The organism is Pseudomonas sp. Irchel s3b2 (genome assembly GCF_900187445.1).
GTDB lineage: Bacteria > Pseudomonadota > Gammaproteobacteria > Pseudomonadales > Pseudomonadaceae > Aquipseudomonas.
Map to the genome: position 1 here is coordinate 170,597 of NZ_FYEB01000009.1, position 13,713 is coordinate 184,309.

General features: G+C 59.7%; 10 protein-coding genes and 1 pseudogene. 6 read left to right on the forward strand and 5 right to left on the reverse strand.

Annotation, left to right across the window (positions count from 1 at the left end; translation table 11 throughout):
- Position 1 precedes the first annotated feature (1 nt).
- A complete protein-coding gene (locus tag CKW20_RS19430; protein WP_095054363.1) occupies positions 2 to 586 on the forward strand; it encodes a cob(I)yrinic acid a,c-diamide adenosyltransferase in 585 nt (194 codons plus the stop codon).
- A gap of 34 nt (positions 587 to 620) precedes the next feature.
- On the opposite strand, the gene CKW20_RS19435 is transcribed toward CKW20_RS19430, so the two are convergent.
- The 3 genes from CKW20_RS19435 to secA all read right to left on the reverse strand — a co-directional run bounded on the left by CKW20_RS19435 (position 621) and on the right by secA (position 5,868).
- A complete protein-coding gene (locus CKW20_RS19435; protein WP_095054364.1) occupies positions 621 to 1,565 on the reverse strand; it encodes a Nudix family hydrolase in 945 nt (314 codons plus the stop codon).
- Between the two features lie 229 nt (positions 1,566 to 1,794).
- The gene (gene argJ, locus CKW20_RS19440) at positions 1,795 to 3,012 is read right to left on the reverse strand and encodes a bifunctional glutamate N-acetyltransferase/amino-acid acetyltransferase ArgJ (protein WP_095054365.1); all 1,218 of its coding nucleotides are present in this window, start codon (positions 3,010 to 3,012) and stop codon (positions 1,795 to 1,797) included.
- A 120-nt stretch (positions 3,013 to 3,132) separates the two neighbouring features.
- Entirely contained in the window at positions 3,133 to 5,868 is a 2,736-nt protein-coding gene (secA, locus tag CKW20_RS19445) for a preprotein translocase subunit SecA (protein ID WP_095054366.1), read from the reverse strand.
- A 306-nt stretch (positions 5,869 to 6,174) separates the two neighbouring features.
- On the opposite strand from secA, the gene CKW20_RS19450 reads away from it, so the two are divergent.
- Positions 6,175 to 6,630, forward strand: coding sequence for a DUF721 domain-containing protein (locus CKW20_RS19450; protein WP_095054367.1), 456 nt, complete (start codon positions 6,175 to 6,177; stop codon positions 6,628 to 6,630).
- Positions 6,631 to 6,750: 120 nt separating this feature from the next.
- Here the strand turns inward: CKW20_RS19450 and CKW20_RS19455 are convergent, their stop codons facing one another.
- Complete coding sequence (locus CKW20_RS19455; protein WP_095054397.1) at positions 6,751 to 8,238, reverse strand: helicase HerA-like domain-containing protein; 1,488 nt, start codon at positions 8,236 to 8,238, stop codon at positions 6,751 to 6,753.
- Between the two features lie 184 nt (positions 8,239 to 8,422).
- Here CKW20_RS19455 and CKW20_RS19460 point away from each other — a divergent pair, with 184 nt between their 5' ends.
- The 4 genes from CKW20_RS19460 to CKW20_RS19475 all read left to right on the forward strand — a co-directional run bounded on the left by CKW20_RS19460 (position 8,423) and on the right by CKW20_RS19475 (position 13,407).
- Positions 8,423 to 10,312 (forward strand): methyl-accepting chemotaxis protein, encoded by a 1,890-nt coding sequence (locus CKW20_RS19460; RefSeq protein ID WP_095054368.1) that lies wholly within the window; start codon positions 8,423 to 8,425, stop codon positions 10,310 to 10,312.
- Between the two features lie 212 nt (positions 10,313 to 10,524).
- Entirely contained in the window at positions 10,525 to 11,646 is a 1,122-nt protein-coding gene (locus CKW20_RS19465; protein ID WP_095054369.1) for a glycosyltransferase family 1 protein, read from the forward strand.
- Positions 11,639 to 12,415: a DUF2334 domain-containing protein gene (locus tag CKW20_RS19470; protein WP_095054370.1), complete on the forward strand. Its 777-nt coding sequence runs from the start codon at positions 11,639 to 11,641 to the stop codon at positions 12,413 to 12,415. Before CKW20_RS19465 ends, CKW20_RS19470 begins: the two co-directional genes overlap by 8 nt.
- Positions 12,412 to 13,407 carry a lysylphosphatidylglycerol synthase transmembrane domain-containing protein gene (locus CKW20_RS19475; protein ID WP_095054371.1) on the forward strand — a complete coding sequence of 332 codons (996 nt, stop codon included), beginning with the start codon at positions 12,412 to 12,414 and terminating at the stop codon, positions 13,405 to 13,407. Before CKW20_RS19470 ends, CKW20_RS19475 begins: the two co-directional genes overlap by 4 nt.
- 100 nt (positions 13,408 to 13,507) lie before the next feature.
- On the opposite strand, the pseudogene CKW20_RS30215 reads toward CKW20_RS19475, so the two are convergent.
- Positions 13,508 to 13,663, reverse strand: a pseudogene (locus tag CKW20_RS30215) (hypothetical protein); the annotation flags it as partial.
- Positions 13,664 to 13,713: the final 50 nt, after the last annotated feature.

The following is a 13,713-nucleotide window of genomic DNA, read 5'->3' on the forward strand; positions in this document are numbered from 1 at the left end:
CATGGGCTTTCGCTTGTCGAAGATTTACACCCGCACTGGCGACAAAGGCGAAACCGGCCTCGGCGATGGCCGTCGAGTGCCCAAGGACCATCCGCGAATCGAAGCCATTGGCGAAGTCGATACGCTGAACAGCCAGGTGGGCGTGCTATTGGCCGGATTGGCAGAGCAAAGTGATACCTATCCGGGATTGAGCGAAGTGATCGAGGTGTTGGCGCCCTGCCAACATCGGTTGTTCGACCTCGGTGGCGAACTGGCGATGCCGGTGTATCAGGCACTGAACACGGCAGAAATCGAGCGACTGGAAGCAGCGATCGATGTGTGGAATGAAGAGTTGGGGCCACTGGAGAATTTCATTCTACCCGGCGGTTCGGCGCTGATCGCCCAGGCTCACGTATGCCGCTGTCTGGCGCGCAGTGCCGAGCGGCGGTGTCAGCAGTTGAATGCGATCGAGCCGTTGGCCGGGGTTGGCCTGGCTTATATCAATCGGTTGTCGGATTTGTTGTTTGTGGCGGCACGGTTGATTGCCAAGCGCCAGGGGATTGCCGAGATTTTGTGGCAAGCGGCAGCGAAACCCGACGTTCAGTGATCGTTCCCACGCAGAGCGTGGGAACGATCGGGTGCTATGCCTCAGGCCAAAACGCCCGAATCCCCGCCACACCCTGCGCCCCCGCTTCCCAGGCTTTCTGCCGTTCTGTCGGACCAACCCCACCGAGCAAGAACACCGGCTTGCTGAAGCCCTCGATCAAAGTCGAAGCCTGCTCCCAACCCAATGGCAGCGCATCCGGATGCGTCTGGGTCGGCTGTACCGGAGACAGGGTCACAAAATCCACGCCCATCTGCTCGGCCAGCGCCAGCTCTTCAGCGTTGTGGCAAGACGCTGCCAACCATCGCGACGCCGGTAGCGGTCGTCCCGCCGCCGCGTACTTGCGCAGCTGCGCCGAAGTGATATGCCAACCGGCGGACGGGAAGTCCCCCAGCCATTCAAACGGCCCCTTGATCATCAACTGCGCCTTGCCGGCACACAGCCCCGCCGCATCCACCGCCAGATCGCGGTATTGCGGGTCGTAGCCGTTGGGCGCACGTAATTGAATCAGTTTGATGCCGCCAGCGATGGCTTTCTGAATACCGCGCAGCAAGGCCGGGGTTTCCAGACCGTCCGGGGTGATCAGGTATTCGCCGGGCAAGCGTGCGGCGGCGACGATCGGCTGGTTGGCGGCTGGAAATTCGTAGTCCACCAGCTCCCGCGCAGTCACCCAGGCCAAGGGCTGACCTTCGGCGCCATGGGGTTCGCCGGTAAACGCCGAGACTTCCCAGACATCCAGCAACACCTGCTTGTCCGGGTAATCGTGGCGAACTTTGATCATTGGTCGCGCGGTATTGACAACAATGCCCAGCTCTTCGTGAAGCTCGCGAGCCAGGGCGGTTTCAACGGATTCGTCATCCTCGACCTTGCCACCAGGAAACTCCCACAAACCGCCCTGATGCTGGGTGTCGGCACGGCGGGCAATGAGGATCTTGCCACTGCTATCGCGGATAACCGCGGCTGCTACATGGACTCGTTTCACCGCTCTATTTCCTCCATGTTCGGGACCTTTTGATAAGAGGTTCGTCCGTCATCGCGGGCAAGTCCCAATGCCAGCCTGTAGGAGCGAGCTTGCTCGCGAAGACGACGGAACAGTCACATTGATGTCGCCTGAAATACCGCTTTCGCGAGCAAGCTCGCTCCTACAGCGCCCACAGGGTTAGCACAGATCCTTTGGGAGCGAGCCTGCTCGCGATGGGATCGACTCGGTCTTAAGTACGGTATTCAGCGTTGATCTTCACGTATTCGTGGGACAGGTCGGTGGTCCAGATGGTTTCGCTGCAATCGCCGCGACCCAGTTCGATGCGGATGGTGATTTCTTCCTGCTGCATCACCGCCGCGCCCTGGGCTTCGGTGTAGGTGGCAGAGCGAGCGCCACGGCTGGCGATGCACACGTCGCCGAGGAATACGTCGATCTTGCTCACGTCCAGGTTCGGTACGCCGGCACGGCCCACGGCGGCCAGAATGCGGCCCCAGTTCGGGTCGGAGGCGAACAACGCGGTCTTGATCAGCGGCGAGTGGGCCACGGTGTAACCGACGTCCAGGCACTCCTGGTGATTGCCGCCGCCGTTGACTTCCACGGTAACGAACTTGGTCGCACCTTCACCGTCACGCACGATAGCCTGGGCCACGTCCATGCAGACTTCGAACACCGCTTGTTTCAGCTTGGCGAACAGATCGCCGGTCGCTTCGGTGATTTCCGGCAGTGCTGCCTGACCGGTGGCGATCAGCATGCAGCAGTCGTTGGTCGAGGTGTCGCCGTCGATGGTGATGCGGTTGAACGACTTATTGGCGCCATCCAGCAGCAGATTTTGCAGCACATCGCGCGCGACTTTAGCGTCGGTGGCGATGTAGCCGAGCATGGTCGCCATATTCGGGCGGATCATGCCCGCGCCTTTGCTGATACCGGTGACGGTGATGGTCACGCCATCATGCTGGAACTGGCGGCTGGCACCCTTTGGCAGGGTGTCGGTGGTCATGATGCCGATAGCGGCGGCTTCCCAGTTATTCACCGACAGATCGTCGAGGGCGGCTTGCAGCGCGCCTTCGATTTTTTCGACCGGCAGCGGCTCGCCGATCACACCGGTGGAGTACGGCAGCACCAGGTTTGCATCGACGCCAGTCAGCTCAGCCAGTTTGGCGCAGGTGCGCTCGGCAGCGGCCAGGCCTGGCTCGCCGGTGCCGGCGTTGGCATTGCCGGTGTTGGTCAGCAGGTAACGCACCGGGCCTTGCACGCGTTGTTTGGCCAGGATCACGGGAGCGGCGCAAAAGGCGTTCAGGGTGAACACGCCAGCCACTGTGGACCCTTCGGCACAGCGCATGACCACGACATCCTTGCGCCCCGGGCGCTTGATGCCGGCCGAGGCGATACCGAGTTCAAAACCGGCAACCGGGTGCAACGTTGGCAAAGGACCAAGACCAACAGCCATGAATGCGCTCCTTAAAAAATGTTGTCTGCACCGTCATTGCGATAGACGGTGGTTTAAATGGCAAAACGCCGCGACGGCATAGCCGGTCGCGGCGCGGGTATTTCAGCGTCTGAAACGGGTTTACTGGATCTGCCCGTGGCAATGCTTGTACTTCTTGCCCGAACCGCAGTAGCACAGCTCGTTACGGCCCAGCTTCTGCTCGTTGCGTACCGGTGCGGTGGCGAGGGCTACATCGACCTCTTCACCCAACACTTCCGGCTGTTCCAGACCTGGTGCTTCGTCGTGCTGGAACTGCATGCGCGCAGCCAGCGCTTCGGCTTCCTGACGCAGGCGGGCTTCTTCTTCAGCCGGATCTTCGCGGCGAACCTGAACGTGCGACAGCACGCGGATCGAGTCGCGCTTGATCGAATCCAGCAATTCGGAGAACAGCGTGAAGGATTCGCGCTTGTATTCCTGCTTCGGGTTCTTCTGCGCATAACCACGCAAGTGGATGCCGTGACGCAGGTGATCCATGGTCGACAGGTGGTCTTTCCACAGGTCGTCCAGTACGCGCAGAACGATTTGCTTCTCGAAGGTGCGCAGTGCTTCGGCACCGGCCTGGTCTTCTTTCTCGTTGTACGCCGCGATCAGTTCGCTCAGCAGTTTCTCGCGCAGGGTTTCTTCGTACAGGTGATCGTCTTCGTCGAGCCATTGCTGGATCGGCAGTGTCACACCGAAGTCACTCTGCAACGCCGCTTCCAGACCGGCCACGTCCCACTGCTCTGGCAGCGATTGCGGTGGAATGTGCGCGCTGACAGTGGCGTCGAGCACGTCCTGACGGAAATCGGCGATGGTTTCGCCAATGTTGTCGGCAGCTAACAAACTGTTACGCATGTGATAGATCACTTTACGTTGTTCGTTGTTGACGTCGTCGAACTCGAGCAGTTGTTTACGGATGTCGAAGTTGCGGCCTTCAACCTTGCGCTGAGCCTTCTCGATGGCGTTGGTCACCATGCGATGCTCGATCGCTTCACCGGACTGCATGCCCAGCGCCTTCATGAAGTTCTTCACCCGGTCAGAGGCGAAGATGCGCATCAGGCTGTCTTCCAGCGACAGGTAGAAACGGCTGGAACCGGCGTCGCCCTGACGACCGGCACGACCGCGCAACTGGTTGTCGATACGGCGCGATTCGTGACGCTCGGACGCGATCACCTGCAAACCGCCCGACTCCAGCACTTGCTGGTGACGTTTCTGCCAGTCGGCCTTGATCTGGGCAATTTGCTCAGGGGTCGGGTCTTCCAGTGAAGCGACTTCCACTTCCCAGTTGCCGCCCAACAGAATGTCGGTACCACGACCGGCCATGTTGGTGGCGATGGTCAATGCGCCCGGGCGACCGGCCTGAGCGATGATTTCGGCTTCTTTTTCGTGGAACTTGGCGTTCAGAACCTTGTGTTCGATGCCTTCCTTCACGAGCAGGCTGGACATGTGCTCGGAGGTTTCGATGGTGGCGGTACCCACCAGCACCGGACGGCCCTGAGCCATGCATTCCTTGATGTCAGCGATGATCGCCGCGTATTTCTCTTCGGCGGTCAGGAACACCAGGTCGTTGTAGTCTTTACGCGCCAACGGTTTGTTCGGCGGGATGACCATGACCTGCAGGCCGTAGATCTGATGGAACTCGAACGCTTCGGTGTCCGCTGTACCGGTCATGCCGGACAGTTTGTTGTACAGACGGAAGTAGTTCTGGAATGTGGTCGACGCCAGGGTCTGGCTCTCGGCCTGGATGTTCAGGTTTTCCTTGGCTTCAATGGCCTGGTGCAGGCCTTCGGACAAACGGCGACCCGGCATGGTACGGCCGGTGTGTTCGTCGACCAGTACAACCTGACCGTCCTGGACGATGTATTCGACGTTGCGATTGAACAGCTTGTGCGCGCGCAGGCCTGCATAAACGTGGGTCAGCAGGCCGAGGTTATGCGCCGAGTACAGGCTCTCGCCTTCGGCCAGCAGGCCGACGCGGGTCAGCATGTCTTCGATGAACTGGTGACCGGCTTCGTTGAGTTCGACCTGACGGGTCTTCTCGTCGACGGTGTAGTGGCCGGCCTTGGTGACTTCGCCTTCGACTTCTTCGACGTGCAATTCCAGCTGCGGGATCAGTTTGTTGATCTCGATGTACAGCTTGGAGCTGTCCTCGGCCTGACCGGAAATGATCAGCGGGGTACGGGCTTCGTCGATGAGGATGGAGTCGACTTCGTCGATCACGGCAAAATTGAGTTCGCGCTGGAATTTTTCTTCCATGCTGAACGCCATGTTGTCGCGCAGGTAGTCGAAACCGAATTCGTTGTTGGTGCCGTAGGTGATGTCGGCGGCGTAAGCGGCGCGTTTCTCTTCCGGCGGCTGGAATGGCGTGACGACGCCAACCGACATGCCGAGGAATTCGTAGAGCGGACGCATCCAGTTGGCGTCACGACGGGCCAGGTAGTCGTTCACTGTCACAACGTGCACGCCCTTGCCGGACAGCGCGTTGAGGTAAACACCCAGTGTCGCCACCAGGGTCTTGCCTTCACCGGTACGCATTTCCGCGATCATGCCTTCATGCAAGGTCATGCCGCCGATCAGCTGGACATCGAAGTGGCGCATACCCATGACGCGCTTGCCGGCTTCGCGGGCGACCGCAAAGGCTTCGGGCAGCAGTTTGTCGAGGGTTTCCCCTTTGGCGAGGCGGGCCTTGAACTCGTCGGTCTTGGCACGCAATTGATCGTCCGAAAGGGCTACCATTTGCTCTTCGAAGGCATTGACGAGCTGCACCGTCTTGAGCATGCGTTTGACTTCACGCTCGTTCTTGCTTCCAAAAAGTTTCTTTAACAAAGGCGCAAACATATCGGCAGGATCTTCCACACTAAAGGGATGGAGGGCGGCCCCGTGAGTCGCCCGTGCAGCCCTCATGGCCGCATGCGAACGAGCATTCTACCCGGAAACGATGGTGAGGAAAGTGGCGTTGTTCCACGATGCATGCACGGCGCTGTGACGGGGCTCACTTTAAATAAGGGCTTTTTACTGAACTTCAACCCATCGAGGGCACAAGTTACTCGTTGATTTAATGGGTAAAGCGTTCGCAAAGCAATGGGTCGGGGCAGCGGGAGCTTTCTGTTACCATGGCCGCTCTGTTACTTCAGGTGTCTGATCATGGCATTTCGCCCTCTCACGGCCAGAGCACCCGCCGTTCTGCTTCGCGAAGCCAAACCGCTGAAAGCCATCTTTGGCCACGCTCAACGCCTGGGTCATTTACAACGTCTGGTGGAAAGCCAGTTACAACCGGCTGCCCGCGAGCATTGCCATGTGGCGTCTTGGCGTGAAGGCAGTTTATTGCTGATTGTCACCGATGGCCACTGGGCCACCCGCCTGCGTTATCAGCAAAAGCGTCTGCAACGCCAGTTACAGCTGTTCAACGAGTTCGCCAGCCTGACGCGGATTCTGTTCAAGGTTCAGCCGCCAACCGTTCAGCAAGGGGCGGTGGGGCATACGATGGATTTGTCGACCGATGCGGCGGCGACCATTCAGGCGACGGCCGATGGGATTACCGACCCGAACCTGCGGGCGGCCCTCGAACGCCTGGCGGCGCACGCCAAACCCAAAACCTGACACCACCATAAACCCTTGTAGGAGCGAGGCTTGCCCGCGAAGCTTTTGGCGGCCTCAAGGGCCTCTTCGCGGGCAAGCCTCGCTCCTACATTGATTGATTGTGCGTTCAATCAAAGGTTTTTAGCGGCGTTTGCTGCCACCGAGCAATGAACCCATCAAGCCGCGCACCAACTGTCGGCCCAATTGATTCGCCGCCTGTCGCATGGCTGATTTCAACGCCTGGCCTGCCGCCGTGCCGAGGAATTCCCCGGCCTGTTCAGTGAAACTCGGCTCTTCAGGTGCAGGTTTGCCCGGCGCAGCTTCAGGATCCGGCGCCAGGCCTTTGCGCCCTATCAGCACTTCATAAGCCGATTCGCGATCGACCGGTTTGTCGTAGCGCCCCTTGAACGGCGAACCGGCGATCAGCACGGTGCGTTCGGTCTCGGTCAGCGGCCCGATCCGCGATTGCGGCGGTGCAACCAATACACGCTGGACCATTCCCGGCGTTCCCTTGTCTTGCAGGGTGCCGACCAGCGCTTCGCCTATCCCCAATTCGGTCAACACCGACAAGGCGTCAAATGCCGGATTCGGCCGGAAACCGTCGGCCACGGCGCGCAGGGATTTCTGTTCTTTGGCGGTAAATGCACGTAAACCGTGCTGAATGCGCAGGCCCAGTTGAGCCAGCACATCGTCCGGTAAGTCGCCCGGCGATTGGGTGACGAAATACACCCCCACGCCTTTCGAGCGAATCAGTCGCACCACTTGTTCCAGACGCTCCTGCAACGCCTTGGGCGTACCGGCGAACAACAAGTGCGCTTCGTCGAAAAACAACGCCAGCAGCGGTTTCTCGGCATCGCCACGCTCCGGCAATTGCTCAAACAGTTCGGCCAGCAACCACAGCAGGAACGTCGCATAGACCTTTGGCGCCTCGTGCACCAGACGACTGGCATCGAGCAAGTGAATGCGCCCGCGACCATCCACGGCCGGTTGCAACATGTCTTCCAGTTGCAGCGCCGGTTCTCCGAATAACGCTTCAGCGCCCTGCTGTTCCAGCGTCGCCAGACGGCGCAACAGCGCCTGGCTGGAACCGGTGGTCATCAACGCGGCGTCATCCCCCAGCAATTCGGGGTTGTCGCGCAGGTGATTGAGCAGCGCCTTCAAGTCCTTCAAGTCCAGCAGCAACAATCCTTCGCGGTCGGCCACCTTGAACGCAGCATAAAGTGCTGACTGCTGACTGTCGGTCAGTTCCAGCAGGCTACCGAGTAGCAACGGGCCCATTTCGCTCAAGGTGGTGCGCAGTGGATGACCGGACTGACCGTTAATGTCCCACAGGGTCACCGGATACGCCTGAGGCTTATGGTTCAGCCAAGGCATCCCGGCGATCCGCTCCGCGACCTTGCCTTGAGGATTGCCGGCGGCGCCCAGGCCGCACAGGTCGCCTTTGATGTCCGCCGCGAACACCGCCACGCCGGCATCGCTGAAGGCTTCGGCCAGACGCTGCAAGGTGACGGTTTTACCGGTCCCGGTAGCGCCCGCTACCAGGCCGTGACGGTTGGTCAGGCGCATGGCCTGGGCGATGGACTGGCCCGCGAGATCGGCGCCGATAACGAGTTGCGATGAGTCAGGCATTTTGTCACCCATGGTTAATCTTTGATCCTTCATGGCCGATAACAAGCGAGAGACCAGACTGAAAATAGCGTCGGTACTTCCCTAAGGAGAGACGGAAATATCAGCTTACTTTCAACACTGCCCATTTTGCGCGCCTTTATAAAAGCACGCCCTGGACATAAAGACTTTAGCGGACCCCCAAGCCATGAATAAAAATCTGCGCTTCAGCCATAAAATACTGCTTGCCGCCGCCCTCATCGTTATTGCTGCCTTTGCCTCGTTCACGCTGTACAACGACTATCTGCAGCGTAATGCGATACGCAAGGATCTGGACAACTATCTGCAAGAAATGGGCAGTGTGACGGCCAACAATATCCAGACCTGGCTTACCGGACGCAGCCTGCTGATCGAAAACCTGTCACAGAACGTCGCACTGAACGCCGACACCGACAACGTCTCGAAACTACTTGAGCAGAAGGCGGTGACCTCGACCTTCATGGGCGCCTATCTGGGCAACAAAGATGGCACCTTCATCATCCGCCCCGACAGCAAAATGCCCGATGGCTATGACCCTCGCGTCCGGCCTTGGTACAAGAGCGCCCAAAGCACCGGCGGCTCGGCACTGACCGAACCGTACATCGATCTGGCATCCGGCCAACTTGTCATTTCCATCGTCAATAATGTGCTCAAGGACGGTCAAAGCATCGGCGTAGTCGGTGGCGACCTGAGTTTGCAGGTGATCGCCGACAGCCTCAACGCGCTGGACTTCGACGGCACGGGTTATGCCTTTCTGATCAGCGCCGACGGCAAGATTCTGGTTCACCCGGACAAAGCCTTGGCGATGAAGTCCCTGAGCGAGGCGTATCCGAAAAACACCCCGCGCATCAGCAGCGAACTCAGTGAAATCGACGTCGACGGCAAGACCCGTATCGTCACGTTCACCCCAATCAAAGGCCTGTCCTCGGTCAATTGGTACATCGGCCTGTCGGTGGATAAAGACAAAGCCTTTTCGATGCTCAGCGAATTCCGCGCCTCGGCGGTCGTCGCGACTGTGATTGCCGTGGCAATCATCATCGCCTTGCTCGGCATGCTGATCCGCTTGCTGATCCAGCCGCTGCACGTCATGACCCGCGCCATGGAAGACATCGCCGACGGTGAGGGCGACCTGACCAAGCGCCTGACCATCCAGAATCAGGACGAATTCGGCATCCTCGGCACGGCGTTCAACCGTTTCGTGGAACGGGTTCATACGTCGATCCGCGAAGTGTCCTCGGCCACCGGCCAGGTCAACGAAGTGGCCCTGCGTGTGGTGGCCGCCTCCAATTCGTCGATGTTCAATTCAGACCAGCAAGCCTCGCGCACCAGCAGCGTCGCCGCGGCAATCAACCAACTCGGCGCCGCCGCCCAGGAAATCGCCCGTAACGCCGCGCAAGCGTCGAGTCAGGCCAGCGACGCGCGCAGCCTGGCCGAAGACGGTCAGCACGTGGTGGATCGCAGCATTGCCGCAATGAATCAGCTGTCGAGCATGCTCAGTGCCTCGAGTACCAACATCGAATCGCTGAACAGCAAAACCGTGAACATCGGGCAGATTCTCGAAGTGATCACCAGCATCTCCCAGCAAACCAACCTGCTGGCGCTGAACGCGGCCATTGAAGCGGCGCGGGCCGGTGAAGCCGGGCGCGGTTTTGCCGTGGTGGCCGACGAGGTGCGCAACCTGGCGCACCGTACGCAAGAGTCAGCGCAACAGGTGCAGACCATGATCGAGGAGTTGCAAGTCGGAGCCCGCGAATCGGTCAGCACCATGAGCGACAGCCAGCGCCACAGCCAGGACAGTGTGGAAATCGCCAACCTGGCCGGCGAGCGCCTGAACAGCGTGACGTTGCGCATCGGAGAAATCGACGGCATGAACCAGTCGGTGGCCACAGCGACCGAGGAACAGACGGCGGTGGTTGAGTCGATCAACGTGGATATCACCGAGATCAACACGTTGAACCAGGAAGGCGTGGAAAACCTGCAATCGACGTTGCGTGCGTGCTCGGACCTTGAGCAACAGGCTTCGCGATTGAAGCAATTGGTGGGCAGTTTCCGGATTTAATACGCTCTTGCGGGCCCCTTCGCGGGCAAGCCTCGCTCCTACAGGTTATGCGCAGTTCAAAATGATGCGCCAATACCTGTAGGAGCGAGGCTTGCCCGCGAAGGCGGTTTGCAAAACCCCACAAAACCCCGCTGACACCCTCCGCCGCAAAACCCCAATCGAACATCTATCCTTCATATAGGTCAACCAAGGGGAACAAACGGACCGGAGGGATGTTCATCGTGCATATCGCTGACATAACCATGTTCTACGCCCCTGCCAGCGGTGGCGTGCGCACTTATCTGGATGCCAAACACCGCCGCCTGAGCAATAAGCCAGGCATTCGTCACAGTTTGCTGATCCCTGGGGCGCATTTGAGTGAACAGGATGGCATTTACACGGTTCCGGCCCCTGCCCTGCCCTTTGGCAAGGGTTATCGCTTTCCCCTCCGTCTCGCGCCCTGGCGCAATGTCCTGCAGGATTTACAGCCCGATCTGATCGAAGTCGGCGACCCATACCTGACTGCCTGGGCGGCATTGGATGCCAAGCGCCAACTCGATGTGCCGGTGATCGGCTTTTATCATTCGGACCTGCCGCTGTTGGTCAGCAATCGCATGGGCAACTGGGTTACACCCAATGTCGAAGCTTATGTCAGCAAACTCTATGGCAACTTCGATCGGGTTCTGGCGCCGAGTCAAATCATGGCCGATAAACTGATCGGGTTGGGCGTGAAGAACGTTTTCGTACAACCGCTGGGCGTCGACCTGCAAACGTTCAACCCCAGTAAACGGGATCCAGGTTTGCGGGCTGAATTGGGCATCGATGAAAACACTCATCTGCTGATCTTCGCCGGCCGTGGGTCCAAGGAAAAAAACCTGCCGGTGCTGCTCAAATGCATGAAACGCCTGGGTCGTCGCTATCACCTGTTACTGGTGGGCTCGTCGATGCCGACCCTGGTACCGCGCAATGTCACCGTCCTCGATGAGTTCTACCCGGCGGCGCAAGTCGCGCGCTTGATGGCCAGTGCCGATGCGCTGGTGCATGCCGGTGATCAGGAAACCTTTGGCCTGGTGATCCTCGAAGCCATGGCCAGTGGCATTCCGGTGGTGGCCGTGGCGGCCGGGGCTTTTCAGGAAATTGTCACCGATCAATGCGGCCTGCTTTGCGCGCCGAACAATCCAGCAGCGATGGCTAATGCTGTACGCGAACTGTTCAGTCAGGGCAGCGCCGCACTGGGCAAACAAGCCCGCAGCCATGTCGAACAGCATTACGCCTGGGACATCGTGGTCGACAGCCTGCTGGGGCACTATCACGCCGTACTCGGCACTCAATGGCCACTGACCGCCAATGGTTGAGCCCATGAACGCGCCCAGCCTGTTACTGGTATTGCACGACGTTGCGCCGCAAACCTGGCCCGATTACCAAACCTTCGTCGAAGCCGTCGACGCGCTGGGTGAGGTGCCTATAACCTGGCTGGTAGTACCAAATTTCCACAAGCATAACGATCTGGACGCGTATCCGGCGTTTCGACGTTTGCTGACCCGCCGCGTCGCTCGCGGCGACGAACTGGCACTGCACGGTTACTTCCATTGCGATGAAGGACCAATCCCTATCACTCCCCGAGACTGGTTCATGCGTCGAGTCTACACCCATGAAGGCGAGTTCTACGACCTGTCACAGGAAGCCGCCCTCACCCGCCTGCGCGCCGGAATAGAGGTGTTCCACCGTTACAGCTGGCCATTGGAAGGTTTCGTCGCTCCGGCCTGGCTGATGAGCGAAGGCACCCGCCAAGCCTTGCGTCAGGTACCGCTGCGCTACACCAGCGACTCGCAACATCTGTATCGATTGCCGGATTTCACCGCGATAGATGCTCCGTGCCTGGTCTGGAGCGCGCGCAGCGCCTGGCGTCGGGGTCTGTCGAAAATCGTCAGCGATCAACGCGAACAACGCTGGCGCCAGGCGCCGGTGATTCGTCTCGGCCTGCATCCGGTGGACATGCGCCATGAGTTCTCGTATCACTACTGGCTGCAAACCCTCAAGCGCTTGCTCGACGAGGGTCGTGTACCGATGACCAAGGCCAACTGGCTGGCACAGCAACGCGCGCCAGTCGGTCGCGCCGCATGAGCCGCGGGATTCTGCTGGTCGTCGCCCTGCTCGCTGCGGTGCTCATCCCGTCGTTGCTGGGCGGCGGAGAGACATGGTCGCGGTTGCAAAGCTTTCCATTGAAGTGGCTGCTGATCATGTTCGGCATGATCCTGCTCTGCTGGATACTCAACACCCTGCGCTTGCGCCTGTTGCTGGGGGATCAGCGCGGCAAGGTAAGTCGTTTCAAAAGCCTTGGGGTGGTGATGTCCGCCGAATTCGCCTATTGCGCCACCCCCGGCGGCAGTGGCGGACCGTTGACCATCATGGCGTTGCTGGCACGTCATGGCGTGCGGCCGGCCAGGGGCAGTGCCGTGTTCGCCATGGACCAGTTGAGCGATCTGCTGTTTTTTCTCTGCGCGCTAAGCGGGATTCTGATTTATGCACTGTTCCAGCACCTCAGTCAGCGCATGGAATGGCTGCTGACCGTCAGCGCCATCTCGATGTTCGGCGGGCTCTTCAGTTGCGTATTAGCGGCGCGCTACCACCGCGCGCTGATTCGTCTGAGTGGTCGGTTGCTCGCTCGCCTCAATGTCAAAGGCACCACCCGGATGCGCTGGGCGCGAAAGCTCTTGCACTTCCTGGCGGCGTTCACTGACACACTGAAGTTGCCCTTTCAGACGCTGGTCACGGTGTTTGCACTGACCTGCCTGCATTGGCTCTTGCGGTATAGCGTGCTGTATCTGGCGTTGCGTGGGCTTGGCGTGGATTTGCAGTGGGCCTGGTGCTTTCTGATCCAGATGCTGTCGCTGAGTGCCGGGCAGTTCAGCCTGTTGCCGGGCGGGGCCGGGGCGGCGGAATTGACGTCGGCGGCGCTGCTGGCGCCCATGGTCGGGAAATCCACCGCGGCGGCGGCGATTCTGATCTGGCGGACAGTGACCTATTACTTCTATCTGGTGGTCGGTGGCCCGGTGTTTTTGCTGATGCTCGGGCGACCCTTGCTCAGAAAGTTGATGAAGCTCAAGCAGGCTTAAAAGATCCCCTGTGGCGAGGGGGCTTGCCCCCGTTGGGCTGCGAAGCGGCCCCCGGCATTCTTTCAGGTATACCCTGCGTGCTGATCTCGCGACAAGCCCCCTCGCCACAGTCCTGCAACTGCTCCCACAACTCGGCGGCACCGGGAAACTCCGTGCCGTCTTCGGGGCTCAGGTCATCCGGATCATAACGACTCAAACAGCCCTCACCCACTGTGGCGGGTGCTTTGGAAGTGGCTTTGTCCAATGGATCGGCCATGGTCATGTTCTCTCTTCACCTGGATCATTCCCACGCTCTGCGTGGGAATG

Excerpts from the sequence above, each read along its gene's own strand:
- CKW20_RS19465 (WP_095054369.1), top strand. The coding sequence starts at position 10,525 with ATGTTCATCGTGCATATCGCTGACATAACCATGTTCTACGCCCCTGCC.
- CKW20_RS19430 (WP_095054363.1), top strand. The coding sequence starts at position 2 with ATGGGCTTTCGCTTGTCGAAGATTTACACCCGCACTGGCGACAAAGGC.
- CKW20_RS19460 (WP_095054368.1), top strand. The coding sequence starts at position 8,423 with ATGAATAAAAATCTGCGCTTCAGCCATAAAATACTGCTTGCCGCCGCC.
- CKW20_RS19470 (WP_095054370.1), top strand. The coding sequence starts at position 11,639 with ATGGTTGAGCCCATGAACGCGCCCAGCCTGTTACTGGTATTGCACGAC.
- CKW20_RS19450 (WP_095054367.1), top strand. The coding sequence starts at position 6,175 with ATGGCATTTCGCCCTCTCACGGCCAGAGCACCCGCCGTTCTGCTTCGC.
- CKW20_RS19455 (WP_095054397.1), bottom strand. The coding sequence starts at position 8,238 with ATGCCTGACTCATCGCAACTCGTTATCGGCGCCGATCTCGCGGGCCAG.
- CKW20_RS19475 (WP_095054371.1), top strand. The coding sequence starts at position 12,412 with ATGAGCCGCGGGATTCTGCTGGTCGTCGCCCTGCTCGCTGCGGTGCTC.
- secA (WP_095054366.1), bottom strand. The coding sequence starts at position 5,868 with ATGTTTGCGCCTTTGTTAAAGAAACTTTTTGGAAGCAAGAACGAGCGT.
- argJ (WP_095054365.1), bottom strand. The coding sequence starts at position 3,012 with ATGGCTGTTGGTCTTGGTCCTTTGCCAACGTTGCACCCGGTTGCCGGT.